Annotated in this window: 16 protein-coding genes; 3 read left to right on the top strand and 13 right to left on the bottom strand. The window is 57.3% G+C overall.

Annotation, left to right across the window (positions count from 1 at the left end):
• Positions 1 to 74: 74 nt before the first annotated feature.
• Complete coding sequence (locus ACFFSY_RS17410) at positions 75 to 4,202, bottom strand: choice-of-anchor I family protein (protein WP_377496290.1); 4,128 nt, start codon at positions 4,200 to 4,202, stop codon at positions 75 to 77.
• 297 nt (positions 4,203 to 4,499) lie between these two features.
• On the opposite strand from ACFFSY_RS17410, the gene ACFFSY_RS17405 reads away from it, so the two are divergent.
• Positions 4,500 to 5,579: a VanZ family protein gene (locus tag ACFFSY_RS17405; RefSeq protein WP_377496287.1), complete on the top strand. Its 1,080-nt coding sequence runs from the start codon at positions 4,500 to 4,502 to the stop codon at positions 5,577 to 5,579.
• 83 nt (positions 5,580 to 5,662) lie between these two features.
• Here ACFFSY_RS17405 and ACFFSY_RS17400 read toward each other — a convergent pair whose 3' ends face one another.
• From ACFFSY_RS17400 to ACFFSY_RS17390, 3 genes are all read right to left on the bottom strand, one after another.
• Complete coding sequence (locus tag ACFFSY_RS17400; protein WP_377496285.1) at positions 5,663 to 7,708, bottom strand: methyl-accepting chemotaxis protein; 2,046 nt, start codon at positions 7,706 to 7,708, stop codon at positions 5,663 to 5,665.
• Between the two features lie 286 nt (positions 7,709 to 7,994).
• Positions 7,995 to 9,647: a methyl-accepting chemotaxis protein gene (locus ACFFSY_RS17395; protein ID WP_377496283.1), complete on the bottom strand. Its 1,653-nt coding sequence runs from the start codon at positions 9,645 to 9,647 to the stop codon at positions 7,995 to 7,997.
• Positions 9,593 to 9,979 (bottom strand): hypothetical protein, encoded by a 387-nt coding sequence (locus ACFFSY_RS17390; protein ID WP_377496281.1) that lies wholly within the window; start codon positions 9,977 to 9,979, stop codon positions 9,593 to 9,595. Before ACFFSY_RS17390 ends, ACFFSY_RS17395 begins: the two co-directional genes overlap by 55 nt.
• Positions 9,980 to 10,206: 227 nt before the next feature.
• Between ACFFSY_RS17390 and ACFFSY_RS17385 the strand changes: the two genes are divergently transcribed.
• The gene (locus ACFFSY_RS17385; RefSeq protein ID WP_377496279.1) at positions 10,207 to 11,919 is read left to right on the top strand and encodes a methyl-accepting chemotaxis protein; all 1,713 of its coding nucleotides are present in this window, start codon (positions 10,207 to 10,209) and stop codon (positions 11,917 to 11,919) included.
• A 102-nt stretch (positions 11,920 to 12,021) separates the two neighbouring features.
• On the opposite strand, the gene ACFFSY_RS17380 is transcribed toward ACFFSY_RS17385, so the two are convergent.
• The 6 genes from ACFFSY_RS17380 to chvE form a co-directional block, all read right to left on the bottom strand.
• Complete coding sequence (locus tag ACFFSY_RS17380) at positions 12,022 to 13,239, bottom strand: response regulator (RefSeq protein ID WP_377496277.1); 1,218 nt, start codon at positions 13,237 to 13,239, stop codon at positions 12,022 to 12,024.
• A complete protein-coding gene (locus ACFFSY_RS17375) occupies positions 13,236 to 15,077 on the bottom strand; it encodes a cache domain-containing sensor histidine kinase (protein ID WP_377496275.1) in 1,842 nt (613 codons plus the stop codon). The genes ACFFSY_RS17380 and ACFFSY_RS17375 overlap by 4 nt, the downstream gene beginning before the upstream one ends.
• A 47-nt stretch (positions 15,078 to 15,124) precedes the next feature.
• Positions 15,125 to 16,135, bottom strand: a complete 1,011-nt coding sequence (locus ACFFSY_RS17370) for a substrate-binding domain-containing protein (RefSeq protein WP_377496273.1) — start codon at positions 16,133 to 16,135, stop codon at positions 15,125 to 15,127.
• A gap of 192 nt (positions 16,136 to 16,327) precedes the next feature.
• A complete protein-coding gene (gene mmsB, locus ACFFSY_RS17365) occupies positions 16,328 to 17,491 on the bottom strand; it encodes a multiple monosaccharide ABC transporter permease (protein ID WP_377496271.1) in 1,164 nt (387 codons plus the stop codon).
• Between the two features lie 6 nt (positions 17,492 to 17,497).
• Positions 17,498 to 19,021, bottom strand: a complete 1,524-nt coding sequence (gene mmsA / locus ACFFSY_RS17360) for a multiple monosaccharide ABC transporter ATP-binding protein (protein ID WP_377496269.1) — start codon at positions 19,019 to 19,021, stop codon at positions 17,498 to 17,500.
• A 108-nt stretch (positions 19,022 to 19,129) separates the two neighbouring features.
• On the bottom strand, positions 19,130 to 20,278 hold the full coding sequence (gene chvE / locus ACFFSY_RS17355; protein ID WP_377496267.1) for a multiple monosaccharide ABC transporter substrate-binding protein: 1,149 nt from the start codon (positions 20,276 to 20,278) through the stop codon (positions 19,130 to 19,132).
• Positions 20,279 to 20,644: 366 nt separating this feature from the next.
• Here chvE and ACFFSY_RS17350 point away from each other — a divergent pair, with 366 nt between their 5' ends.
• Positions 20,645 to 21,364 carry a hypothetical protein gene (locus tag ACFFSY_RS17350; protein ID WP_377496265.1) on the top strand — a complete coding sequence of 240 codons (720 nt, stop codon included), beginning with the start codon at positions 20,645 to 20,647 and terminating at the stop codon, positions 21,362 to 21,364.
• Positions 21,365 to 21,477: 113 nt separating this feature from the next.
• Here the strand turns inward: ACFFSY_RS17350 and ACFFSY_RS17345 are convergent, their stop codons facing one another.
• Genes ACFFSY_RS17345 through ACFFSY_RS17335 form a run of 3 tightly spaced genes read right to left on the bottom strand, consistent with a single transcriptional unit; the run spans position 21,478 to position 25,029 of the window.
• Positions 21,478 to 22,371, bottom strand: a complete 894-nt coding sequence (locus tag ACFFSY_RS17345; protein WP_377496263.1) for a carbohydrate ABC transporter permease — start codon at positions 22,369 to 22,371, stop codon at positions 21,478 to 21,480.
• A gap of 26 nt (positions 22,372 to 22,397) precedes the next feature.
• Positions 22,398 to 23,288 carry an ABC transporter permease gene (locus ACFFSY_RS17340; protein ID WP_377496261.1) on the bottom strand — a complete coding sequence of 297 codons (891 nt, stop codon included), beginning with the start codon at positions 23,286 to 23,288 and terminating at the stop codon, positions 22,398 to 22,400.
• A 13-nt stretch (positions 23,289 to 23,301) separates the two neighbouring features.
• Complete coding sequence (locus ACFFSY_RS17335; protein WP_377496259.1) at positions 23,302 to 25,029, bottom strand: extracellular solute-binding protein; 1,728 nt, start codon at positions 25,027 to 25,029, stop codon at positions 23,302 to 23,304.
• Positions 25,030 to 25,046 lie beyond the last annotated feature (17 nt).

Below are 25,046 nucleotides of genomic sequence, written 5' to 3'. Positions count from 1 at the left end.
GTTCAATTAGGGGGGCTTCGGAGTTAGAAGACAATTACTAAACCCTTTTGAGACGGCCTCAACAAATAGCCTTATTATTCCGACATGCCTTGAAGCAATGCCGCCAGTAGAACGGCCGCTTCAGCGCGAGAAGCCGTATCCTTCGGCGCGAAGACCGATCCGCCGGCAGTCGGCTTGCCGCCGAGCAAGCCAGCCGCTTGCAGCGCGTCGACAGCGTCCTTCGCGAACGGCGAGATCGACGCGGCATCCTGGAACGCCGCGCTCTGCGCCTGCTTCGGCAGCTCATAGTCAACCGCGTCTGCGAAGCGCTTGATCATGACGGCCATCTGCTCGCGAGTGATCGACGCGTTCGGGTCGAACCGCTCTTGGCCTACGCCGCTGACGATGCCAGCTTGGGACGCCCAGCTGACAGCTCCGGCATAGTAAGCGCTTGGCTTCACGTCCGCGAATGCCGCGCCCGCCGACTGGCTCGTGTCTGCGCCAGCTAAGCGCGCAAGCAGCAGCGCGAAATCAGCGCGGGACACCTGCCGCTCCGGCGCGAACTTTCCTTCGGCTACGCCGTTGATCACCCCGCGGGCGGACAAATACGTAATAGCAGACAGTGCGTAGCTGCCGTTCGCATCGCCGAACGCAACGTTGTTGTACCCGACCGCATAGCGGGAGAAATGATTCGCCGTGAAGCTCACCGTGCCGGAGTCAGCATCATAACGGCCGTTCGCGACGGTCTCGAGCCTTCCATTGCCGGCTGCGTAGAGGACAACGACCGCGTTCGGGTCTTCGCCGCCAGCCGGCGTGTACGGAATCGATACCTGCACACGGCCGCCATCGAACGATCCGACGTTCTTCCCGCCGGTCGCGATCGTCAGATCGACTACCGGACGGCTGCCAATCAGACTAGACCCTTCTCCCGTGACAGCGCCATTCGCAGCCTTGGCGACCGTTATGGCGACGTCGCCGCTGCCAGCCGACTTGTATACCGCTTGAAGGGACGCGCGGTCGAGCGTAATCGTCGCGAGCCCTGCGGACAGTTTCACGGCCGGCAAGCTGCTTGCCGCTAATTTGGCGATGGCGCCTCCGGGTACCTTGAAGCTGACCTGACGCGCGTCCGCAGCGTCAGTCGCTTGCAGCTCGAGCAGCGATGCCGCGGCGCCGGAAAGTTTCGCGAGCGCGTCAGCCACGGCGGCCTCACCAATCTCGGCAGACACTTCACTGCCCGTAACCACGGACTTCACCGCGATCTTGGCCGTCATGACGCCGTTCTCGGTCGCAGTCGTCACACTAGCCTTCACCGCGTCGCTGCCACTGCTGACCGTTCCGCCAGGATTCGGTACTGGCACGTAAGTCGCGCTGCTGACCGTCACGGTGCTCTGCGCATAACCGTAGCCGTCTGCGGACAGCGCCGTTATGACCGCCGTTCCCGCCCCTACTGGCTGCACCTTGCCGCTTGCATCCACCTTCGCCACGTCGAGATTCGAGGTTAACCACGATACCTTCGCCTCGCGGTCGCCTACCGGCTCAACCTTCGCATTCAGCTGGCCGGACTGGCCGCCTACCGTTAACGACAGCGTCTTACTATCCAGCGTCACCTTCGTAACGTTCAGCTCGAGCACCGAGACGCGTCCGCCGACTTCATAGGCGACGAGCAGCAGCGGCCGCCCCGTCGGGCTGTTCTCTGCCGGGATGAACTCGAGACCTTCCGGCGCCGTATCCGTATCTTCCGCGTTCGCTTTGTTGAAATCGCGCGTATTCGTATAGTTGACGAACGCCGGCTTTGCCGGGTCCGACACGTCGTAGGTCATAATGCCGCCGATACGCTCCAAGCCGACGAACGCAAGCGTCCGGCTGCCCACCTTGCCGGATTTGACATCCTCCGGCTCCGGTCCCTTCTTCGCGCTGCGGCTGTCCAGATCCACGTCGTTGTTGCTCGCGTTGAAGTGGGTGGGCAGCCGCTCGGCCGTAATCTTCTCGAAATCATTGCCCGAATCATATACCTGCGCAAGCGTCGAGGCATCCCAGATGGAGAACGACCGGCCGCCGAACATGTAGACGCTGTCGTTGCCCATGTCGGTCGCGACCTCGATGCCGTCATATGCCGTCTTGCCGCTGAGGAATTTGGCCGCCTCGGAATTCGGATCCAGACTGCCTTTCACTGCGCTCAGCTTCGCCCCGTTCTTCCGGCTGGGCGCGTTGTCCTCCCGGCCCGTCCAGTCCGTGACGTCGCCTTCGTTCGCGGATAGCAGGTACGTTTTGCCGCTCACGGTGAAGGTGGCGATGCCATCGGGCATATACATCCCCTTGAACGGCACGTTCTCCAGCTTGATCGACTTGTCCTTCACCACGTCGAGCGCATTGTTCGGATCAGATAGGTCCTTGAAGCCGAGTCCTTTCACCGCCGTGAATTGCTTGGCTGCGATGTCCAGCACCGCGATCGCGTTATTCTCTTGAAGCGAGACGTATGCCGTCGCTTGATCCGCCGACAAAGCGATATACTCCGGTTCCAGATCGAATATCGCGTCCGTCTTCTTGCCTTCGCCGCGAATTTGGCCGGACTCGGAAGCGCCCCGGATATGGACGTTGTCGCCGATAATCGCCGGCACGTTGAATTTCGCCTCCGACGTCGTGCCCGACTGCCGGTCTACGATCGTCACGCCGCCCTCTGGGTCGATGGACGAGGTGCGAGGCTCGCCTTCGTTCGCCGTCAGCACGTAGCGACCGTCCTGCGTCGACTTGATCATATCCGGCTGAATACCCGATTTATAGGCTTTCATCAGATTGCCGTCGTAGTCCAGCTCCAGGATCTTGCCCGTCTTCGCTGCGCCAGCTTCCTGCACCGCCACGAACACACGATCCGCCGCCGTGTTGACATCTACGCTCGTCAAGTCACCATAGGCGAACCCGTCCGTCTCCGACAGCGCCTTAACCTCGATTGTCCGCTCATGGGTGAGTTTCCCGTCCGCATCCAGCTTGACGATCTCGAGCGAAGGCGGGTTGCCGGAGCCGTTCACCAAGTAGAATTTGCCGTTATCCGCATTGTATTTGACGATCTCGGCTACACCACCGTCCTTGTTCGTCGTCCCGACCGAGTATTCGCCTAGTTTACGCATCGTGATTCGATCTGTAAAAGTGTGGACAGGAGCCGCGGCAACCGTAAGTGCCAGCACCTTGGTCGCAACTGCCTGCTTGCTGTCGGTGACGGTGAAGGTCACGTCAACCGAACCGGCCGCCGCAGGCGTTCCCGTAAGTTCGCCCGTCGCCGGGTTCAGTCTAATGCCCTCCGGCAGCGTCGTGCTGGAGAACGTATACGGCTTCGTGCCCCCCTCAGCTTGAATGACTGCGGAGTAAGCCGAGCCGGCTGTTGCTCCGGGCAGCAGCGCCGTTGTCAGTCCTAGCTTCAGTTCCTTGCCGCTATGCGGCCGCACGTCCTCAAGCGGCGTCGCGGCCGAGCTGTAATCGATCGGAACGAAGTCCGTCTTGTTGTTGTCCGTATCCGTGAACGATTGACGGCGCAGCCCGATCTTCTTCGAATTCGCATTCGGCTTGCCGCTCGGGTACTCCGTCTCGTAGCCGTCGATCTTCGATGTGTCTTTGTCGTTCCCCGCCGTGCCGAGCATATCGACATAACCGGCCGGCTTGGTCGCGAACGGATTTTTGTCGGTATTCGCAATCGTGGCGTCGTCGCTCATTAGCACGACTTTCAGCGCCTTATTATTAATGAAAGTGTTCGGCCATGCGAGGTCGTACTTGTCCGGCGTCGAGATATCGACCTTCAGCGTTGCCGCGGAAGCGCCCGTAGGAGCAGCAGCCACGAGGTAGAACGACTTGGCTTTGATCGTTCCGCTCAAGACCAGCTTCTGCCAATCCCCTGATTCGCCCGTTACGGGGTCGTCCGCATACGCATAATGAATCGACCAGCCGTTCAGCGCAATATCGCCTTCCGTCGGATTGTACAGCTCGATGAACCCGTTCGACACATACGTATCCGCCGCCTCTGCCGTTCCGCCCCCGTATACCTGATTGATGATGACGTGGGGAACCGACACATCATAAGTACCGTCCGCTTTGTAAGGCGTTCCCGGAAGCACGCTGACCGCGGCCGCCGATCCATGATCCGCCGCTAGGGCTTGTCCGCCCGCAATCGCCGTGTTCATGACGATTCCCGCCGCCAGCACGCCGGTCAACAGTTGCCGACTTCTTTTGTTCACTGCCACTTCACTCCTGTTCTCGTCATGATGCGCGCGCATACGCCGCCGGTATGTTCATCATCCCTTAGGCGGACGCTTGCCCGTGATCTTAACGGCAGGTTAACATCCGGATGTAAAGCCGGCATGATGCTTTCATGAAGATATTGTTAATGATGGCCATGATCGCGCGTCTATTGGACCGAACTCCTGTAGATGAACGGCAGCGCTTCGGGTATGATTAGAACGTTATTCGTTGCCGCCGGTCAAATTGCCCGCGCATTGGCCTGGCTTGGATAAAAAGAGAGGTGAATCGAGAAGATGGAAGTGTACGCCCGTTCGATCTCCATGGCGTTTTTTTCGTTCCCTGCCGCCGCCGCGTTGTTCACGCTCCCATTCCTGCTCACCCAGTACCGAAGACACGGCTATATTCATAAATACCGGGCGTTGATGCTGTACCTGCTGCTGCTTTACCTAATGAATGCCGTCTACTTGATCCTCCTCCCGCTGCCGCCTTCGATCCATAATGAGCCGCCGGCGACTGATTCCTACATCCAGTGGATTCCCTTTCAATTTATCCGGGACATCGCGAAGGAGACGGCCGTTCGACTGGAAGCCCCTTCGACGTACTGGCGGTTGCTGGAGGAGCGCGCTTTCCTTCAGGCGGCGTTCAATGTCCTGTTAACCGTGCCGCTCGGTATGTTTCTTCGCCTCTACTTCCGCAGGTCCTGGTTCGCCTGCCTGCTCCTGTCCCTTGGCTTGTCGCTCCTGTTCGAAATGACGCAGGTGACCGGAATCTATGGCGTTTATGATTATCCGTACCGCTTGTTCGACGTCGACGATCTGCTCACCAATACAGCTGGCGGACTGATTGGCTTCTTGTTCGCGGGATGGCTTGTCAAGCTGCTGCCCCGGATCAATCGGCTTCACGATAAGATCGATCTGTCCACCAAACGAGTATCGTATACAAGGCGGGCTGTGGCGCTCCTATGCGACTGGTCCGTTGCCCTGCCAGTGTGGATAGTCTTGTCCGTCCTACACGTTCCGCTGTCCTATTGGGTGACGGTCACTCTCTACTTCATCCTGCTGCCGCTCGCGACGAACGGCCGAACGTTCGGCAAGTGGCTTGTGCGAATCCAGCTTCGCGGGGAGGGCGACCGGCTCTCGCTCCGACCGCTGATCGTGCGCTACGGCCTGCTCTATGGCTTGATCGGGGGCATGCATGAACTGTTCCTGCTCCTGGCGGCTGCCAACTCCCCCGCCATCTTGCTGCTGCCAACGGCCTTGGCCTTATTCATGCTGGATGCCATCCTAGCAGTACATGCACTGCGGTGCGTATTCAACCGCAAGCGCAAGCTGTTCTATGAGAAGCGAAGCGGAACGCGTCACGTCATTACGTAGAGGCTTGGTGATGCTGACGCCGCATGTACAACGCAGTCAAGCCGCTCCTGTCAGGCAGGAACGGCTTGCTTCTATGGATCCGATTATAATTTGAACGTATCGACCAGCATGGCGAGCTCTTCCGCGGTCTTGGACAAGGAGGCGGCCGACGCCGAGATTTGTTCCATCGAAGCCAGCTGCTCTTCGACGGACGCGGCGACGCTCTCGGTGCCGCCGGTATTCTCGCCGGCGATATGCATGATATTGTTGACCGATTCGATCATCAAGGCGGCTTGCCCGGCAATTTCGGAAGTCACCTCGCGAAGCGTACGGCTCATGTCGGTCAGAGGACTCACGGCCATCAGGATGCTCTTGAAATCGTGGTCTGTCCGTTCCACGACGTCAATCCCTTTGCCGATCTCGGCAATCGTCTGTCCCGTCGAAGCGACGGCATTGCTCGTGCTCGCTTGAATTTGGCCGATGAGCTGTTTGATCGAGCCTGTCGAACGGCCTGTTTGTTCCGCGAGCTTGCGAATTTCGGCGGCTACGACCGCGAACCCTTTGCCGTGCTCGCCCGCCCGGGCAGCCTCGATGCTTGCGTTCAATGCGAGCAAGTTCGTCTGGCCGGCGATCTCTTGAATGACTTTGACGATCTGTTCGATCTGGCTCGAATGCGTCGTCAGATTGCTCATCATCGTCGATTGCTGCAGGGCGTAATCATGAATGACGCCCATCTGGTCGACGACGTTCCGCACGTTATCGCTGCCCGCGCGCGACCTTGCGCCCGCTTCGGACGACAGCGCATCCAACTGGGCGACGAAGCCTCCGATCGTGTCCATTCGCTCCGTGATCGATACGAGACGCGCGTGATTCTCGCTTAGCAGTTCGCCTTGCCGGTTAGCCCCGTTATAGATGCCTTGCGACGACTCCGCGATATGTTCGGTTGCTTTGGCAGCCTGTTCGACGCTCGCGCTCATTTCTTGGGAGGAGGTCGCCAAGGCGATCGACGTCGTGTTAATGCGGCGAATCGTATGGTGAATATTGTCTGCCATATGATTAAAACTCATGCTTAATTTGCCCAGTTCATCTTGACGCATGACCGGAATTCGTGCAGACAGCTCGCCCTGACTGATCGTCTCCGCCGTAGCCATCATGACACGCAGCGATTTGAACATGCCTCGCAAAATTGCGTAGACAAGCGCGGTGGCGATAAGCAGCGCGACGATGACTACCAACATCGTTTGATTCAAGATTGGACTGGATTCCTCGGCGATCTCCGCCTGGAACATCGTCGTGCTGATCTTCCAGCCTGTGACCGGATTTGTCGTGAACGCGATGACTTCCTCCTCTCCGTTCACTTCGGCGGTGAATTGTGCCTCGTCCGAAGCGAACAGCCTGTCTACCCAGTCGCCTTGCGCGGCTTCTCCGGCCCCAAGCACCGGATGGAATACGCTGTTTCGCTGCCCGTCCAAGATGAACGCATACCCCTTCTTGCCGACCTCGACCGTTTCCGCCATGCTGAGCAATTCGTTAATTTTCACTTCACTGCGCACGACGCCGCTTCCATCCGCCACCGCTTTCGCGATACCGATGACGAACTCGCCGGTAATCGCCGACACATACGGAGCGGAGATGACGGCTGACGCCTCGCTTCTAGCCTCCTCATACCAAGGCTGCGTGCGGTGCCCTGCCTCTTGCGACCAAGGCGTGCCTTGCACATTCCGGTAATAACCGGACTCGCCGCCGAATTCAATGCTCGAGAGGATCGGATGTGAACGGTAGAAAGGCTCTAGAATTTTGCGCTGCAGCGTCTGCTCCGCCCCGGTGTACGTATCCTCCGTAATGAGCGAGGCCAAGTAATCGACGTTGGCGACTTCCGCCGATGCGTATTGCGTAATGACCGAATTCAGCAGTTGGACGTTCTGAAGCGCGCCGCCCTTCATTTGGTCCCCAACTTTATCCTTAGCCGTGCCATAGGAGAGCAGGCTGATCGCCAAAGCCGGACCGATCAGAATAACGACGAACGTGACAATGAGTTTGGCTCGCAGGGATAACCCGTACTTGCCGTGTTCCGAAGAAGCCTTCGAATGGGCGGATGACCGACGACTTGGCCTTCCATTGGACAACTTCCTTCTAATTAACCTTAACATTAAATACCCCCGAGTAGATTTCTGCGAAATGGCGTGAAATCCAAGATCAGATTTGAATTCAACCCACTAACAGTAACCTTTATATTATGTAATTAATATATATTATAATGTTCTTTTTTGGAAGTGTTATCGCTTACATTTTTGTCGGTTGTTCGCTGTTTTTGTCGAACATAAACAATCGCGCAAGTTTTGGGACATAGAAATAGCCCCCAATTGAGGGCTATATAAGCAACACGCATTCGCAAGCTAATCTCCGTTTGAAGTCAAAGTCATTGGCTTGATTCGTCTACACCTTGAACTTGCTCATTAAGGACAGCAGCTCGCTTGCCGTATCGGCGAGTTGATTAACCGAACCTCGGATCTCCGCAATCGTCGCAAGCTGCTCCTCCGACATCGCGCCAACCGTTTCGTAGTTGGCCGAGGACGCTTGCGCCACTTTCAAATTCGACGCGACCGTCCCTTCCACGACCCGCGTTTGTTCGTTCAGACCTTCGGTGGAAGAAGATATTTTCTCGATCGACACGGCCACCTCCCGGATCGAAGCGACGATGCCGCCGAACAACGAACCAACCTCGCTCGCCCGCTCCATGCCGATCATCACTTCGTCCGTTCCTCTCTCCATGCCGCGCACGGCGGAAATCGTATCCGCTTGGATATCTCGAATGAGCTGCGTAATTTGACTCGCGGAGTCCGTGGACTGCTCGGCCAGCTTCCGTACCTCTTCGGCGACGACCGCGAACCCTCTCCCATGTTCGCCGGCGCGCGCCGCTTCGATCGACGCGTTGAGCGCGAGAAGGTTCGTCTGGGAGGCGATCGACGTAATCAAGGAGGAGATTGCGCCGATCTTCTCCGAGCGTCCTCCCAACTGCTTAATGATGAACGCCGCTTCATTTACCGTCGTTTCGATAGTCGTCATTTGTTGCGTCAAGGCGGTTACGATCTCGCTGCCTTGTTCAGCCTCCCGCGAAGTCTTGGAGGAAATTCGGGATGTGGATAACGTCGTATCGGCGATCTTCGAAATGCTGTCGCTGATCTCCGCTACCGACACGAGGTTGCGTTCGTAACCGGTCAATTGCTCTTGGAGTCCCTGAACCGATGCTTGAATGAACGCGGTCGCCTTATGAGCAGCCAATGACATGTCGTTCATATTCGAGCGGAACCCGAGCGCGGATTGAGAGACGCCCTCGCCTTTCTCCATGACCGTCTTTACCAGACTCTGCAAATTCTCAAGCATCGCGTTGAAGTTCGCCGACAGTTCCCCGACTTCGTCGTTCGTCTCGACAGGCAGACGGGTGGTCAGATCCCCCTCGCTCGTCGACAAGCCTTTGAGGCGCTTCGTGACGACGGACAGCGGCTGCAGCGTCCTGCGGATGAGCGCGAAGTTAATCAGCGCCGAGATGACCAGAGACAGGATCGTCACCGTTATTGAAAAGGTCAGCAGCGACCTTGCGTCCGCATTAGCCTCGCTCTTCGGGACCGTAATCATAATGCCCCAATCCATCGAGGATGCTTTCCCGTAGACGACGATATTCTCGACGCCGTCGATGACGGCTTCGGTGATACCCGTTTTGCCGGCCGTGCTGTCTTGGACGATTTGATTCAGTACTTCATTTTTGAGATCGCCGATTTTCGTGCGGAGCGTATCTTCCGGATTTCGGCCCGCGACAATCGTGCCGTCTTTCGTAAACACGGTCGCATGGCCGGTCTCCCCCAACTTCACATTGGCGATGAGCTTGATCAATTCCGCGATCGGCTGGCCGCCGTTACTAACCCCGATAATCTTGCCGCTCTGATCCCGCACAGGCGTAGCGGTCAATACGATCGGCGTTCCTTCCACCCCGGGCGAACTGGAGCCGACAGGGTCGATCGTGACGGTTTCGCCATTTACCGCCTGCTGAAAATGGGGGTAGCCCGAAACATCGATTTTCGCGCCTGGCAAATACAGTTGTCCTTTCGCATCAATGAATGCGAACTCGTCGGGATTTGATTCATTTCGCCCAGCCGGGCGCTATAGTTCAGGATTGCCGGGATGTCCCCGGTTTTCATCTCCTCCGCTTCCGCTAATGATTTATATAGGTCGCGCCTTCCATCGATCCATATGTCGATGTAGTTTTTCACGTGCGCCAACTGCTGGTTAGCCTGAACCTGAAAGTTTTGCTCGAGCGAGCCTTTGGCTTTATAGTAACCGAGGAAAGACACGGCTCCTAGCGATGTCGCCATGAGCGCGGTAACGATTAGACTGCTTTTTAGCGATAACTTCACGTTCATCACCTTTCAAATCTGCTAGACTCGCCGCCTGCGCGGACGTCGTAAACTAGATATCGTCAGGTGCGGCGAAGAAGATGAACAGGGTATTTCATCCATCGATGTATTTGCCGCAGTCAAATCTTACCGATTCGCGAAGTCAACAACTTGCTAGGTTAACTGCCGATATATAGATCAAGAGATATATGAGAGTTTTCCGTTACATCTATCATTTCTTCAAAGGGGATAGCGAGTTGAAACTTCTACGAAACCTCACCATCGCAAAAAAACTAACGCTCCTCATCTTCGTCAGCGCGGTCGGACTCGGTTCGGTCGGCATGCTTGGCGTGAATTATATTCGGGACATCGCATCGAATTCGGACGAAATGTACGAGCACAATTTGCTCCCGCTCAATACGGTGATGCAAATCCGGGTCAATGCAAGGGCCAGCGACGCTTACACCCTCGAGCTGCTGTCGACTGCGGACGAGGCGCGCAAGCAAGAACTGATGGCTGAAATCAAATCCGCTTGGGAAGAGATCGACACGATGATCGGCGAGCTGAAGGACAGCGAGTTAACGGATAGCGAACGTAATTTGCTAGAGCAATTCGATGAACACGAGGCGAATCTGACCCAAGCCCGCGAACAAGTCATCCAACTTGCGGCAACCAACCAAAACGAAAAAGCATATGTCGTCTATCGCGAGAATGTCGAGGCGATGCGCAAGCTCGTCAATGACACGATGAAGGCGCTGCAAAAGCTCAACGTCGAGAATGCAGGCATCATTAACGATAATAATCATCGGGATCTCAAGAACGTCACGATATCCGTGACGACGGCCATCATCGTCGCGCTTCTTCTGCTCATCGCCCTTAGCTTGGTGATCGCCCGCATGATCGTGAAGCCGGTCAAAGAAGTCAAGTACTTGCTGACAGAAGCGGAACAAGGCGATTTTACAGTGAAAGGCCATTATATTTCGAAGGATGAAATCGGCGAGCTCGTGGCATCCTTTAACAGTATGACGGCCAACTTGCAGACCGTGTTCGGAACCGTCCACGATTCGACGTTCCAAGTCGCCGCCGCGGCCGAGGAGCTGAGTTCCAGCGCCGAGCAGAGCAGCAAGGCAAGCGAACACGTCACCCTCACCGTGCAAGAGCTTGCGGTCGGAACCGAGAAGCAGGCTCAGCTCGTCGCCGACAGCACGAAAGCGATCTCCGACATGGCCGGTTATACGCGACAGATCGCGGATTCGACGGACCGGATGAAGCAGGATGCCCTGCACGCTTCTCAAGTATCGTCCGAAGGGAACGAAGCGATCAGCGAAGTAGGCGCGCAGATGAACGCCATCTACGGCAACGTGAATAGCCTGTTCGATGCGGTGAGAAGCTTGAACGAGCGTTCGAACGAAATCGAGCAGATCACCGGCGTCATCTCCGGCATCACGGGGCAGACCAATTTGCTGGCCTTGAACGCGGCGATCGAAGCCGCGAGGGCAGGCGAGCATGGGAAAGGGTTTGCCGTCGTCGCGGGCGAGGTGCGCAAGCTTGCCGAACAATCGAACAAATCGACGGATCAAATCTCGCAGCTTATTCACTTGATTCATCAAGATACGGAGACGACGCTCCGGACGATGGAGAAGGCTGCGCAAGAGGTGAACAGCGGCTTGACGGTCGTGAACCATGCAGGCGAATCGTTCCAAAAAATCGAGCAGGCGGTCAGCAGCGTCGTCGCGCAAATCGAAGAGATTTCCACGGCGTTAAGGCAGCTCGCCAGCGGGACGACGAACGTGAACGACTCGATCCGGAACGTCCACTCGGTCGCGAACGATTCGGCTGCGATGACGCAGAACATCTCGGCCGCGACGGAAGAACAGCTTGCCTCAATGGAAGAAATCTCGTCCTCCTCGCAAGCGCTCGCCAGCTTGGCGGACGACCTGCAGCGCATCATCAAGCAATTCAAAATCTAACTAAAATAACAATAGGGTATCCTCCGTCATCGCGTTGACGAGAGATACCCTATTTTAGCGGTTTGTTGGACCAAAATCGTCTAGCGGCCGCTTGCACTCCCCCTATTTTCCAATCCCAGCCACCGAACTCTTCCGATACTGGTTAGGGGATATGCCAACCGCCTTCTTGAACGCCGTGCTGAAGTAATGTTGGGTCTCGTAGCCGATGCGTTCCGCGATCTCGTGCATGGCCAGATCCGTCTCGCAGAGCAGCAGAAGCGCCTGCTTGATCCGGGCGCCGGTGAGCATGCCGACGAACGATACGCCCGCCTCTTGCTTGAAGATGCGGCTCAGGTAGACGGTCGAGATGCACAGCTCCGCGGCAACGCCCTCGAGCGATAGTTGCGGTTCATGGTAGCGGGTCTCGATGATCTCCTTCGTCCTTCGCACCAGCGGCGACAAGCGGCTTTCGCGGTAGACCGCCGACTTCGCCTCGCCGTACAGCTCCGGGACGCGCGATAGCTCCCCGCCGGAAGCTAGGAAGCATGTCAGCACGTGGATTCTCAAATAATCCGCGATGCTGCTCGGAATACGCTCCAGCTGCGCGTCTTCCGGCACGCCCCAGATGAAGAGAACGATAAGTCCGCTCGGGTCTCGAAAATGAACGATCTTAAAGTCGCGCAGGCATTCCTCCACGATATTCTCCATCGCGAAGAGCAGCAGCTGCCGGTCGCGCTCCGAATAGAACGAACGCCCGCCGGCTTGCTCCGGCCATCTCAGCACGCCGACGAGCTGCGGCGCCTCCGCAGGCATGCGCAGGAAAGCGAGCTGCTCCATCACCTCTTCGCGCGCCGGGTGATCCTGAATCCACTCCAGGCAAAAGCGCTCGCGCAGCTGGGTCATGTTCTTCTCGATCTGCTTCGAAGCCATCGCAAGGCGCTCATCCTGCACGACCGTCGCCTTGAGTTTGTCGGCGACGCGCGCCAGAACAGTGGCAAGCGCATCGGGATTAACGGGTTTCAAGATATAATCGTCCACGCTCAGCTTGATCGCTTCATGAGCGTACGCGAATTCGTCATGACCGGTAATGATCACGATCTTGCAATCCGGCTGCCGCTCCCGGATGTGCTGAATGAGCGTCAGCCCGTTCATGATCGGCATGCTGAGGTCGACGAGCATAATATGCACGCGGTGGCGTTCGGCCAGTTCCAACGCTTCTTCGCCGTCCTCCGCTTCGCAGACGACCGTAAGGCCGAGCTGATCCCACGGAATCGAGCGCCGGATGCCCTCGCGTATAATCGATTCATCGTCGGCAATCATGACTCTCCAATTCTCGATCACGATACCGCTCCCTCCTCCCTGGACCTGATGACGGGAAGATCGATCGTCACGACCGTTCCCGCTGCCGGCTGGCTGGTTACCGATATTCCGTACCGCTCGCCGAAGCTTAATCGTATCCGTTCTTGCACGTTGCGCAGCCCGTAGCTCCCCATCGGCTTCGATGCCTCCGGCCGTTCGCCGGACTTCTCGTATTTCGTCTCGGCCTGCGGCTTGCCGCAAGCATGCAGCATGCGCTGCAGGTCCGCGCGCCGTTTTTCGCTCATCCCTGCCCCGTTATCTTCGACTTCGAAGCGGACGACGCCGACATAGGCGGATGCGCGGATCGTGATTCGCCCCGGTCCGCGGCGCTCTTTGATCCCGTGATAGATGGCGTTCTCCACGATCGGCTGCAGGAACACCTTCGGGACGAACCAATGGCCGAACGCCTCTTCGTCGACCTCGATCGCATAATGGAGCTTCTCCTTGTATCGGGTTTGTTGGATGTTGAGATAGCTGCGGATATGCGCCAACTCTTCGCTGAGCGTAATCATTTCCTGCCCTTTGCTAAGCCCGATGCGGAACAACCTGGAGAGCGATTCCACGACTTCCGCCGCTTCCCGCGCGCCGTCCTTGCGGGCCAGCCATTGGATCGTGTCCAGCGTGTTATACAGAAAATGAGGTTGAATATGCGCCTGCAAGCTTCTCAGTTCCGCCTCCCGCTTCTGCCGCTGCTCTTCCCCGACCTGTCCGATCAGCCGGTTGATCTGCGTCAGCATCGTGTTGAAACTTTGACCGAGCATGCCGACCTCGTCCTGGCGGGACCCGTTGATGCGAATATGCAGATTGCCTTCCTCTACCTTGCGCATCAACGAGGCTAATTGCGAGATCGGCCGCGCGATCGAATGGGACAGATAGTAAGACGCTGCGATGCCGAGCATGCAGACGATAAAGACGAACGAGACCAAATACAAATTCAAGTCCTTGTTCTCCTGCACCGTATCGGAGACCGGGAATACGCCGACCGTCGTCCAGTTAGTGAACGGGGAACGTTGGTAAATGAATTGCAAATCCTCCCCGCCTGCCTCCTGCGCGAAGGTGCCCGAAGCGTCCGACAGCCGGCTTGCGTCGAGCAGCCCCGCGACAGAGCTTGGCGGCGCGTAGATCGTCTCGCCTTTGTCGTCGATGACCATTAAATACCCCGACTTGCCGAGCGTGACGTCGCGGAGCGTCTCCGCGATGACGCGCAGCTTCAGATCGATCAGCACGACGCCTTCCGTCCGCTGCGACTCGGGCTGCAGAATCGCCCGGACGCCGGAGACGATCTCGCTATCCTTGTAATTCGCATGCGTGATGACCCCCCGGCCGGACGGATGGCCGATCAAGCGGAAAATACCTTGGCCGCCGACCGCCTCTTGATACCAGCTCTCCTCCGTCAGCTTGCGATTGTTGCGCGCATACATGTCGTTGCTCACATACTCGCCCTTCGCATTGACGACCATAATGCCGGCTACTTCGCTGTACAGCGTCGTGAACCCTTCTAGAAATTTGCTCGTCCGGTACTGGACCTCGTCGCCGGCAATCGCCGCGGGACCTTTGTTGAGAAAGGCTTGGATATCCGGATTCATCGCGATGAAATACGTGATGCTTTGCAAATTCGACGCATAGTGGTCAAGCGACTTGTTCACATTGCCGATCAGCTGCCCGGTATGATCGTTGACCTGCTTCTCGATCGTGCCGTTCGTCGCCCAAGCGATTAGAATCCCGATGCACAAGGCTGGAAGCGTACTGATCAACAGGAAGTGAACGATTAACTTGTTGCGGATGGACCAGTTATTGAGCTGAAGCCATTTGACAGGCACGAGATTCTCCCTTCCTTCCGATCGCCTAGCGAGCCGCAATCGCTTCGCTACTTGGCATAATAACGGTCAACGTTCGCACGGGTCACTACGCTGATTCCTGTATCAACGTAGGCGGGCAAGGGGAAGGCTCCCGCATCCCGCAATTCCGTCGAGTCTCCGCTTAGTCCGTGATGTACGTGAAAGAGCTGCATGAGCGACCAATAGCCCATGTTCCACGTTCCCTGGGCCAGTGTCGCCGCGATTGTTCCGCTCTTGACCATATCGAGCGTCCCTTTGTTCGTATCGAAGCTTATGATGCGAACCTGGCGAAGCTTGCCTTCCTTCAGCACCGCGTTACCCGCGCCGACGCCGCCGTTGGCCTCGGTCACGAAGATCCCCTTCAGATCCGGATGAATCCGCATCATCGCAAGCGCCTGCTTCTCCGACTCGAGCTGATCGCCCTTGCCGTCGGCGATGCTCACCAGCGTAAGGCCGGGGAATTCTTTGCGCAGCGTCTCGTCGAATCCTTTGGTCCGCTCCTGATGGTTCAGCTGGTTCGGATGCGTAATAATGCCTACTTTCCCTTCCTTGCCGACTAGCTCCGCCATATGGCGGCCCGCCGCTGCGCCTGCGTTGTAGTTATCCGTCCCAAGGAACGACAGCGCCTTGCTGTTCGGCGCGTCCGAATCGAACATAACGACGGGGATGCCGGCTTCGGCCGCCTTGTCGATGGCGGCGTTCAGCGCCTCCGAATTAATGGCGCTCACGGCGATCCCGGCCGGCTTGCGCGCGATGACCTGCTCAAGCACCATCGCCTCCTCGTGCACGTCGTATTGCGTGGAGCCCCGGTATTCCACGGAGACGCCAAGCGACTCGGCCGCATCCTCGAATCCTTTGAGCGCGTTCTTCCAATAATCGATGCCGGTCAAAAAATTGACCATCACGTACTTCTCGTCCCGCTCACCGTGTAGACCGGTCACGGCATGAAGACCATCGTCGCCGCCTCGGAAATAAGCGGTGTAGAGGTAGGCCATGAAGGTGACGATCAACACCAAATACAGAAGCAGGAGCTTCTTCACAACGATCCCTCCCGGTATGCAGCATAATCGCATCCCATTATAGCATTCTCTAATGAAAGCGCATACGTCATAGAAACGGCAAAAACGCGGCTTTCGCGCATGCTTGCGCCTTAGCCGCGCCTTTCCTATGGCGTGGAATTCTCAAGAAGTCCCGTGAACACTACTTGACCTACGGTCGTTTTTCACCTAACTTCATGAGGCTTTGTTTTTGTTATACAAATCGAAGGCGACCGCCAGCAGCAGCACGAGTCCTTTAATCCCCTGTTGATAATCGATGCCGAGCCCGATGAGCGACATGCCGTTATTCATGACGCCCATCACAAGGCCGCCGATGATCGCGCCGATGACCGTGCCGACGCCTCCGCTGGCCGATGCGCCGCCGATGAACGCCGCCGCGATCGCATCCAGTTCGAAGTTGACCCCAGCCTTCGGGGTGGCGGCATTCAGACGCGCTGCGAATACGAGCCCGGCGAGCGCCGCCATGACGCCCATGTTGACGAATACCCAGAACGTTACCTTCTTTGTCTTCACGCCCGACAGCTTCGCCGCCTTCTCGTTGCCGCCCAGCGCATAAATATGACGCCCCATAATCGTTTTGCGCATGACGAACGTGTAGACCGCGACGAGCGCAAGCAGCAGAATGAGAATGTTCGGCAGCCCTTTATACGACGCGAGAACATAGGTGAACAGATTGATCACCAGCACGATGGCGATCAGCTTGGCCATATAGAGCGGGATTGGCAGCAACTCGAATCGGTAACGCTTCTGGATGAGTCTCGCCCGCCATTCCATGAAGATATACAGCATGGACAGTACGATGCCGGCGATCAACGTGACCATATGGAGGCTCCACTGCCCCGGCAGGTTCGGGATGAAGCCGGTGCTCATCGAACGGAAGCCGTCGGAGAACGGCGCGACGGACTTCCCGTCCAGCACGAGCATCGTAAGTCCTCTGAACAGCAGCATCCCCGCCAGCGTCACGATAAAGGAAGGAATGCGCACATAGGCGACCCAGAAGCCCTGCCAAGCGCCGACCGCCGCGCCGATCAGCAGCGACAGCGCCATCGCGATCGGGAACGGCATCTGATGATTGACCATCATGATGGCCGACATGGCGCCCACGAACGCCGCGACCGAACCGACGGACAGGTCGATATGGCCGGTAATGATCACGAGCAGCATGCCGATTGCTAGAATAAGAATGTAGCTATTCTGGAGAATCAAGTTCGTAATGTTAAGCGGCTTGAGCAATATGCCGTCCGATAGAAACTGGAACAGCAGCATAATGAAAATAAGGGCAATAATCATGCCGTACTGCCGAACATTGCCGCGAATGGCGCGAAGCGCGGTTGCCATGCCGTCCTACCCCCTGCTTGTCATGTATTTCATCAAGACCTCTTGGCTCGCTTCCCTTCGCGGCACGACGCCGGTGAGACGTCCTTCGTTCATCACGTAGATGCGATCGCACATGCCGAGCAGCTCGGGTAGCTCGGAGGAGATCATCAGGATGCCTTTGCCTTGATCGGCGAGCTCATTGATGATGGTATAAATTTCGAATTTCGCCCCGACGTCGATGCCGCGCGTCGGCTCGTCGAGAATCAGCAGATCCGGACCGGTGAATATCCATTTGCTGAGCACGACCTTCTGCTGATTGCCGCCGCTCAGGTTGCCCGTCTTCTGATGAATGCTCGGCGTCTTGATCTTCATGCGGCCGCGGAACCCTTCGGCCTCGACCACTTCGCGGTTATCGTCGACGACGAACCATTTGGAGATATGCTTCAGATTGGCCAGCGTCGTATTCCGTTTGATGTCATCCATGAGAATCAGGCCGTACTCCTTGCGGTCCTCGGTCACGTAAGCGATGCCGGCCTCGATCGCTTGGCTGATGTCGTTCAGCTTCAGCTCCTGACCTTCCTTGAACAGCTGCCCGCTGATCCGCTTCCCGTACGCTCGGCCGAAGATGCTCATCGCAAGCTCCGTTCTGCCCGCCCCCATGAGGCCGGCGATGCCGACGATCTCGCCCCGCTTGACCTCGAAGCTGACATCATCGACGACCTTGCGATCGCCCTGCGACGGATGATAGACCGTCCAATGCTTCGCTTCGAACAGCGTCCCCCCGATCTTCGGCTCGCGTTCCGGATAACGGTGCGTCAGGTCTCGGCCGACCATGCCGCGGATAATCCGCTCCTCGGTAATGCGATCGGCTCGCACGTCCAGCGTCTCGATCGTATGGCCGTCGCGCAGAATCGTGATGGAATCCGCCACCTTCATGATCTCGTTGAGCTTGTGCGAAATGATGATCGAGGTGATGCCTTGCTCCTTGAACGCGAGCATCAGCCGCAGCAGATTCTCGCTGTCTTCCTCATTCAAAGCGGCCGTCGGCTCATCCAGGATGAGCAGCTTGACCTTCTTGGACAGCGCCTTGGCGATCTCGACGAGCTGCTGCTTGCCGACGCCGATCGAGCCGGCTTCCGTATTCGGATTCTCGCTTAGGCCCACCTTCTTGAGCAGCTCCAGCGTCCGGACCGTCGTTTCATTCCAATCGATGACGCCTCGCTTCGCCTGCTCGTTGCCGAGGAAGATATTTTCTGCAATGGACAGCTGCGGAATGAGCGCAAGCTCCTGGTGAATGATGACGATTCCGAGCTCCTCGCTGTGCCGGATCGAACGGAATTCGCACACCGTTCCATTAAACAAAATATCGCCTTCGTAGGATCCGTGCGGATAGACGCCGGAGAGCACCTTCATGAGCGTCGATTTGCCGGCGCCGTTCTCGCCCATAAGCGCATGGATTTCGCCTTCTTTGACCTTCAAATTGACATTCCCGAGCGCCTTCACGCCGGGGAAGGTTTTGGTGATGTTGCGCATTTCCAATAGTACGTTCATCGTAGCCGTCACCAGCCCCTCGAAATATGAAGGACGGATCTCGCGGGCATCCATGGCGGCACCCGCAAGAAACGCATCCTCTCTAACCGCGTCCTGCCATTAATTCAATTATTTCAATTCATCTTCCGTGTAGTAGCCCGAATCGACAAGAACTTGCTTGTAGTTCTCTTTGTCCACCGATACCGGCTCCAGCAGGAAGGACGGCACGACCTTCACGCCGTTGTCGTACGTCTTCGTATCGTTCACTTCCGCTTCCTTGCCTTCGATGACCGCCTCGGCCATCTTCACCGCGACCTTGGCCAGCTCGCGCGTATCCTTGAACACGGTCGACGTCTGCTCGCCGGCAATGATCGATTTGATCGAAGCCAGCTCCGCGTCTTGGCCGCTAATGATCGGCATCGGCTTGTCGCCGGATCCGTAGCCAACGCCTTTAAGCGAAGAGATGATCCCGATGCTGATACCGTCATAAGGCGACAGCACCGCGTGAACGACGTCGTCCGCATAATTCGCGCTCAGCAGATTGTCCATCCGGGATTGGGCGGTGGCGCCGTCCCAGCGGAGCGTCGCGACCTGCTCCATGCTCGTCTGCTTGCTCTTGACGACGAGCTTGCCATTGTCGATATAGGGCTTCAGTACAGACATCGCGCCATCGAAGAAGAAGTACGCGTTGTTGTCGTCCGGCGAGCCCGCGAACAGCTCGATGTTGAACGGCCCTTTGCCATCCTTGAGCCCCAGCTTATCTTCCAAGTAGGAGGCTTGAAGCACGCCGACCTTGAAGTTGTCGAACGTCGCGTAGTAGCTGACATGCTCGGTGTTCTTGATCAGCCGGTCGTAGGCGATGACTTTAATGTCTTGATCGGCCGCCTTCTGCAGCACGTCGGTCAGCGATTCGCCGTCGATCGAAGCGATGACGAGCACCTTCGCGCCTTTGGTGATCATGTTCTCGATTTGCGACACTTGATTCTCGATGACATCCTCCGCGTACTGCAGGTCGACCTCGTAGCCGAGCGTCTCGAACTCCTTCTTCATGTTGTCGCCGTCGGCGACCCAGCGTTCGGACGACTTGGTCGGCATCGCGATCCCGACTTTGCCCTTGCCGCCGCCTCCTCCGCTTTCGGTTGCGTTTCCTTCCGCCGCCGCATTGCCTCCCGTGTTACCGGCGTTGCCCGTATTATTGGCTCCGCCGTTGCCGCCTCCGCAAGCCGCGAGCACGACGACGAGCATCGTCATCATGATGAGCGTAAGCGCTTTTCTCATCTTGTTCGTTATCCCCTTTCGATTGGTGATGAAGCGATAGATTAATCTTAGGAGATTGGGCCAGCCGGAGTCTTTGCAATAAATCTACGGATTTTTATAAAAAATGAACGTGAGACGTCGGCATCGCGCGTTACGGCAGGAAACGGAAAAGAGCGCCGACCGGATGACTCCGGCCATCGATCTTAGCGAAACGAAAAGAGCTAACCGGATTGTCTCCGGTTAGCTCTCGCCACGAGTTCATATTTATTTCAGGGGCGAATCGCTGCTTCGTCCACGCGGATTTGCGTTTATTAACGAGCAACGCGGGTGCCGTCCATTTGTTCCTCCCCTGCGTGACGCCCTACCTGAACCTCCGAGGTGATTCGCATGTCCGGACTCGTCTTTATCTTTATCTATTTCGTCATCATGACCCTTGTCGTCGAAATCTCGAGCGAGCTGCTCATCGTCACCGGTCTGAAGCGGGACATCTCCCGCTTCCAGGTCATCTCGATGCTGACCGGAACGGGATTCACGACCAAGGAATCCGAGCTCATCCTCCGCCACCCGATCCGGCGCAAAATCGGCATTGCGCTGATTCTGTTCGGCGCCTTCTCCTTGGCGGTCGTGATCTCGTCCATCACGAACATACTGGCCGACGATTTCCGCATCCCCCAACTGCTGATCGCGACCGCGTCGCTGCTGCTCGTCTGCTTCATTGTGAAGCACCGCCGGTTCCATGCTAAGGCCTCCCCCCTGTTCGAGAAACATCTGCAGCAGGACTTCCAACTGCACGAGCTGCCCATCCAAGAAGTGCTCTATGTCCGCGACAACGATCTGTTCGCCGCAGTCTCTCTCCACGAGCATTCCGGCCATATCGGCCGTCAAGCCCGCGACGTATTCGGCGAAGAGGAAGACGTCAACCTGCTCTATATTAAGCGCGGACAAGTTCATCTGCGAACAAGCGTCCGGCAGGAAACGCTGGCGGAAGGGGATGTGCTCTTCGTGTATGGCGACAAGGCGCAGATCAAGGAGAAATTCAAGGAGGAGCTGAGCGAGGCGCAGCGGCAAGCTGACGATGAGAAGCGTGTCTCGACGCTGCTCGAGTGAATCGGCAGATGCGCCGCCTTCGTTCGAAGCGCAGCGCAAAAAGGGCAGTCGGCCTAATCGGCCGACTGCCCTTCGCAGATGGAAATCTATGATTATCCGAATGCCGCGCGCCCCTACTCTTTCACGGAGCCAAGCGTAATACCGTGAATGAAGAAGCGCTGAATGAACGGATAGATGAGCAGGATCGGAATCATCGAGACGATGATTTTCGCCGCGTTGAACGTCCGGTTGGACACGGCCATCGCCTCGGCCAGCTGCTCCGGCGACATGCTCGTCATCGCCTGGGCGCTGATCTGAGCGACGAGCGTCTGGATATACGTTTGCAGCGGGTAATGGTCCTGCTTGCTCATGAGCACGAGTCCATCGAAGAACGAATTCCAATGGAACACGATGCTGAACAGCGTTACCGTCGCGATCGACGGCAGCGACAGCGGAATGTACAGCCTGATCATGACATACCACGGTCCCGCCCCATCCATCTCGGCCGCTTCGTTCAGCTCCTTGGGCAAGTTGCGGAAGAAGTTCATGAGCAAGATGACGTTGAACACCTGCACGGCATGGGGCAGCACGAGCGCCCAGATCGAATCGAGCAGGCCGTAATATTTGATCGTCATGAACCAAGGGACGATACCGCCGCTGAACAGCATCGTGAAGACAAGGAACCACATGTAGACGTTGCGCATCGGGAACTGCCTGGCATCCTTCGACAGCGCGAACGCCATCATGACGGTCAGCACGAAGTTCAGCAAGCCGCCCAGCAGCACGCGCTGCACCGAGATCAGGAACGCCCGGAAAAATTGCCCGTCATCCAGCACCTTCGCGTAGCTGGCCGTCGTCGCTTTGATCGGCGTCAGGAATACGCGGCCCGCATCGGCCGCCGTCTTGTCGCTGAACGACACCGCGACCGTATGGAGCAGCGGGATCAAGCAAGCGATCGTGATGAGGAAGAGGACCGCCAGGATCGCGCCGTCGATGATCCGGTTTCGGACGCTGTTTTGGCCTACCACAAGAAGTCACCTCTTTGCATCGTTCATTAGAAAATCCGGTAGCCCGCGAATCGGCTGGCCAGCACGTACGAGAGCACGACGAGAATGAAGCTGACGACCGATTTCAGGAGGCCGACGGCCGTGCCTAGACTGTACTGTAGATCATTCAGACCGACCCGGTACACGTACGTGTCGATAATGTCGGACGATTGGTACACAAGCGGGTTATACATGTTGAAGATTTGGTCGAAATTCGCATTCATGACGTTGCCGAGCGCCAGCGTCGCCAGCAGAATGACGGTCGTCTTCACGCCGGGCAGCGTCACGTGCCACAGCTGCCGGAAGCGCGAGGCGCCGTCAATGCCGGCCGCTTCGTACAGCGCGGGATTGATCCCGGTCAGCGCGGCCAGATAGACGATGGCGTTGAACCCGAACTCCTTCCACACGTCCGTGGCGACGATGATCGCCGGGAACCACCGGTTGCTCGCATAGAACAGAACCGGATCGACGCCGAACAACCCGAGCGCCTGATTCACGATACCCTCCAGCGAGAAGACGTCGAAGAATATCGTGGCCAGCAGCACCCACGAGATGAAGTGGGGCAAATAGACGATCGTCTGGATCGACTTGCGCAAGAACCGGACTCGCACCTCGTTGAGCAGCAGCGCGAAGATAAGCGGCACGATCAGGTTCGCGGCGATTTTGAGCACCGCCAGGAAGATCGTGTTGAAGAAAATAAGCCGGCTGTCCGGCAGCTGGAACAAGTAATGAAAGTTCTCAAGTCCGATCCATTCCGAGCCGGAGATACCCCGGCCCGGCTTGAAATTCTGGAACGCGATGACGGCAAACCCGATCGGCACGACGCTGAACAAGAGCAGCAGCAGGATGCCGGGGAGCACCATCGCATGATAATGAAGCGCGTTTTTGCGAGAATACATACGTGACACCGCCTTATTTGCCGTTTACGATGTCGGCGACTTCCTTCGTGATCTGGTCTCCGCCGAGCTTCTGCCATTGCGCCGCGAAATCGTCGAAGGCGGACACCGGCAGATCGCCGACGATAATTTTGAGGAACGTCTCGTTCTCGAGCTTCTCCAGCGTCGTCCACTTCATCTCCATCGTGCGGGTCATGCCGTAGAAGACGCTGTATACCTTCTCCATGTCCGTGCCGAACAGAACGCCGCCGCCAAGCTCGTAGGCTTTGGCCGCCTTCCACGCATCCATGTTCTTCTTCGGATTCTCCTTCTCCGCGACCGTATAGTCATAGACAAGCTTCGTATCCGGGTCGAATGAATTCGGGTCGAGCTCGCCCTTCAACGCCTTCTGCACGTTCTCATAGCGCTGGACGACCGCGTCGGAGTAATCGAGCAGCAGGTCGAACGGATAGAAGTTGCGCACGTGCACGCCCGTCTCCGCCGCGAAATCGTCGAGCTTCTTTACTTCGGCCGCGTTCGGGTCCTGCCTGCGCTCCAGGCGGGTGAAGGCGTTCAGCAGCTTCACGACCGCCTCCGGATGCTCATAGCCTTTGCGCACGACCAAATAGCGGTCGGTCACCGGCGCCATATGAGTCACGAATTTACCGCTCTCGTCCGCTGGAGCGGCATACGCCCGCCAATCCGCTTTCGTGTCGTTGGCGACGGAGTCGGCCAGCGGCCAGTACGGCATCCACCACGGGCCGAAGAACAAACCGGTCTTGTTGGCGACGATTGGCTCCTGCGTCTCCTTGTACAACGCGAACTGCGGGTCGATCAGCCCCCGCTTATACCAGTCCGCGAGCAGCGCGAGCGCTTCCTTGTTCTCCGGTTGGACGGAACCGTACACGACATTGCCCGAGGCGTCCTTAATCCAATTCTTAGGGAAGGCGCGGAACGCGCTGAAGATCGTATCGAAGCCGTTCGGGTTCGGCTTCTGGCCGTAGACGACCATTTTGTCGCCGGTCAAGCCGACCGTATCCTTCTTGCCATTGCCATCCGGATCTTGATTGGCGAACGCGTCCGCGATCTTCTCCAAATCCGCGATCGTCTTCGGCGCGGGCAGCTTCAGCTTGTCGAGCCAATCCTGACGAATCCACAGCAGCGACGGCGCGTCGGCCTCGATTGCGACGTTAGGCAAGCCATACAGCTTGTCGTCCACGGTGGCGTCGGCCAGCGCGAGCCCTTTCGTAGAATCGTACATATCCTTGACCAGTTGGGAGCCGTACTTCTCGTATTCTTCCGTCAGATCCTCCAGCATGCCGTTGTCGATCAGCTTGCGCAGCTGGTTGCGGTCGACGACGAGCGCGTCCGGCAGATCGTTGCTCGCGATCGCGAGATTAACCTTCTGCTTGAATGGATCCTCGCCCTTGGCTTCCCATGTATGAACGACTTTAATGCCGGTGATGCTCTCCAAATAGCGCGAAATAATGTTGTTGTCATTGGATTCGCCTTCGGGCAGCTTGTCGTCTGGCGCCCGGAATCCAATATTGACGGTAATCGGCTCCGTTACTTTCTCGTAGGCGAGCTCGTCACTGGATTTGGCCCCAGCTTCCGCGTTCCCTTCACTGGTCGCGGATGAATTGTTCGCCGCCTTGCCATTATTGCCGCCTTCGTTCGCAGGCTCGTTATTGCTTCCCCCGTTCGAGCAGGCGCTGAGCGCCATTACGAGCGCCATCGAGGTTACCAGCCATAATTTCGGTTTCATGCTATCCCCCGTTTCGA

This window comes from Paenibacillus aurantiacus (assembly GCF_042431225.1).
In the GTDB taxonomy this organism is placed as follows: Bacteria; Bacillota; Bacilli; order Paenibacillales; family Paenibacillaceae; genus Paenibacillus_Z; species Paenibacillus_Z aurantiacus.
The sequence above is the reverse complement of the archived record's forward strand: the minus strand, read 5'-3'. Positions and strand labels throughout refer to the sequence as shown.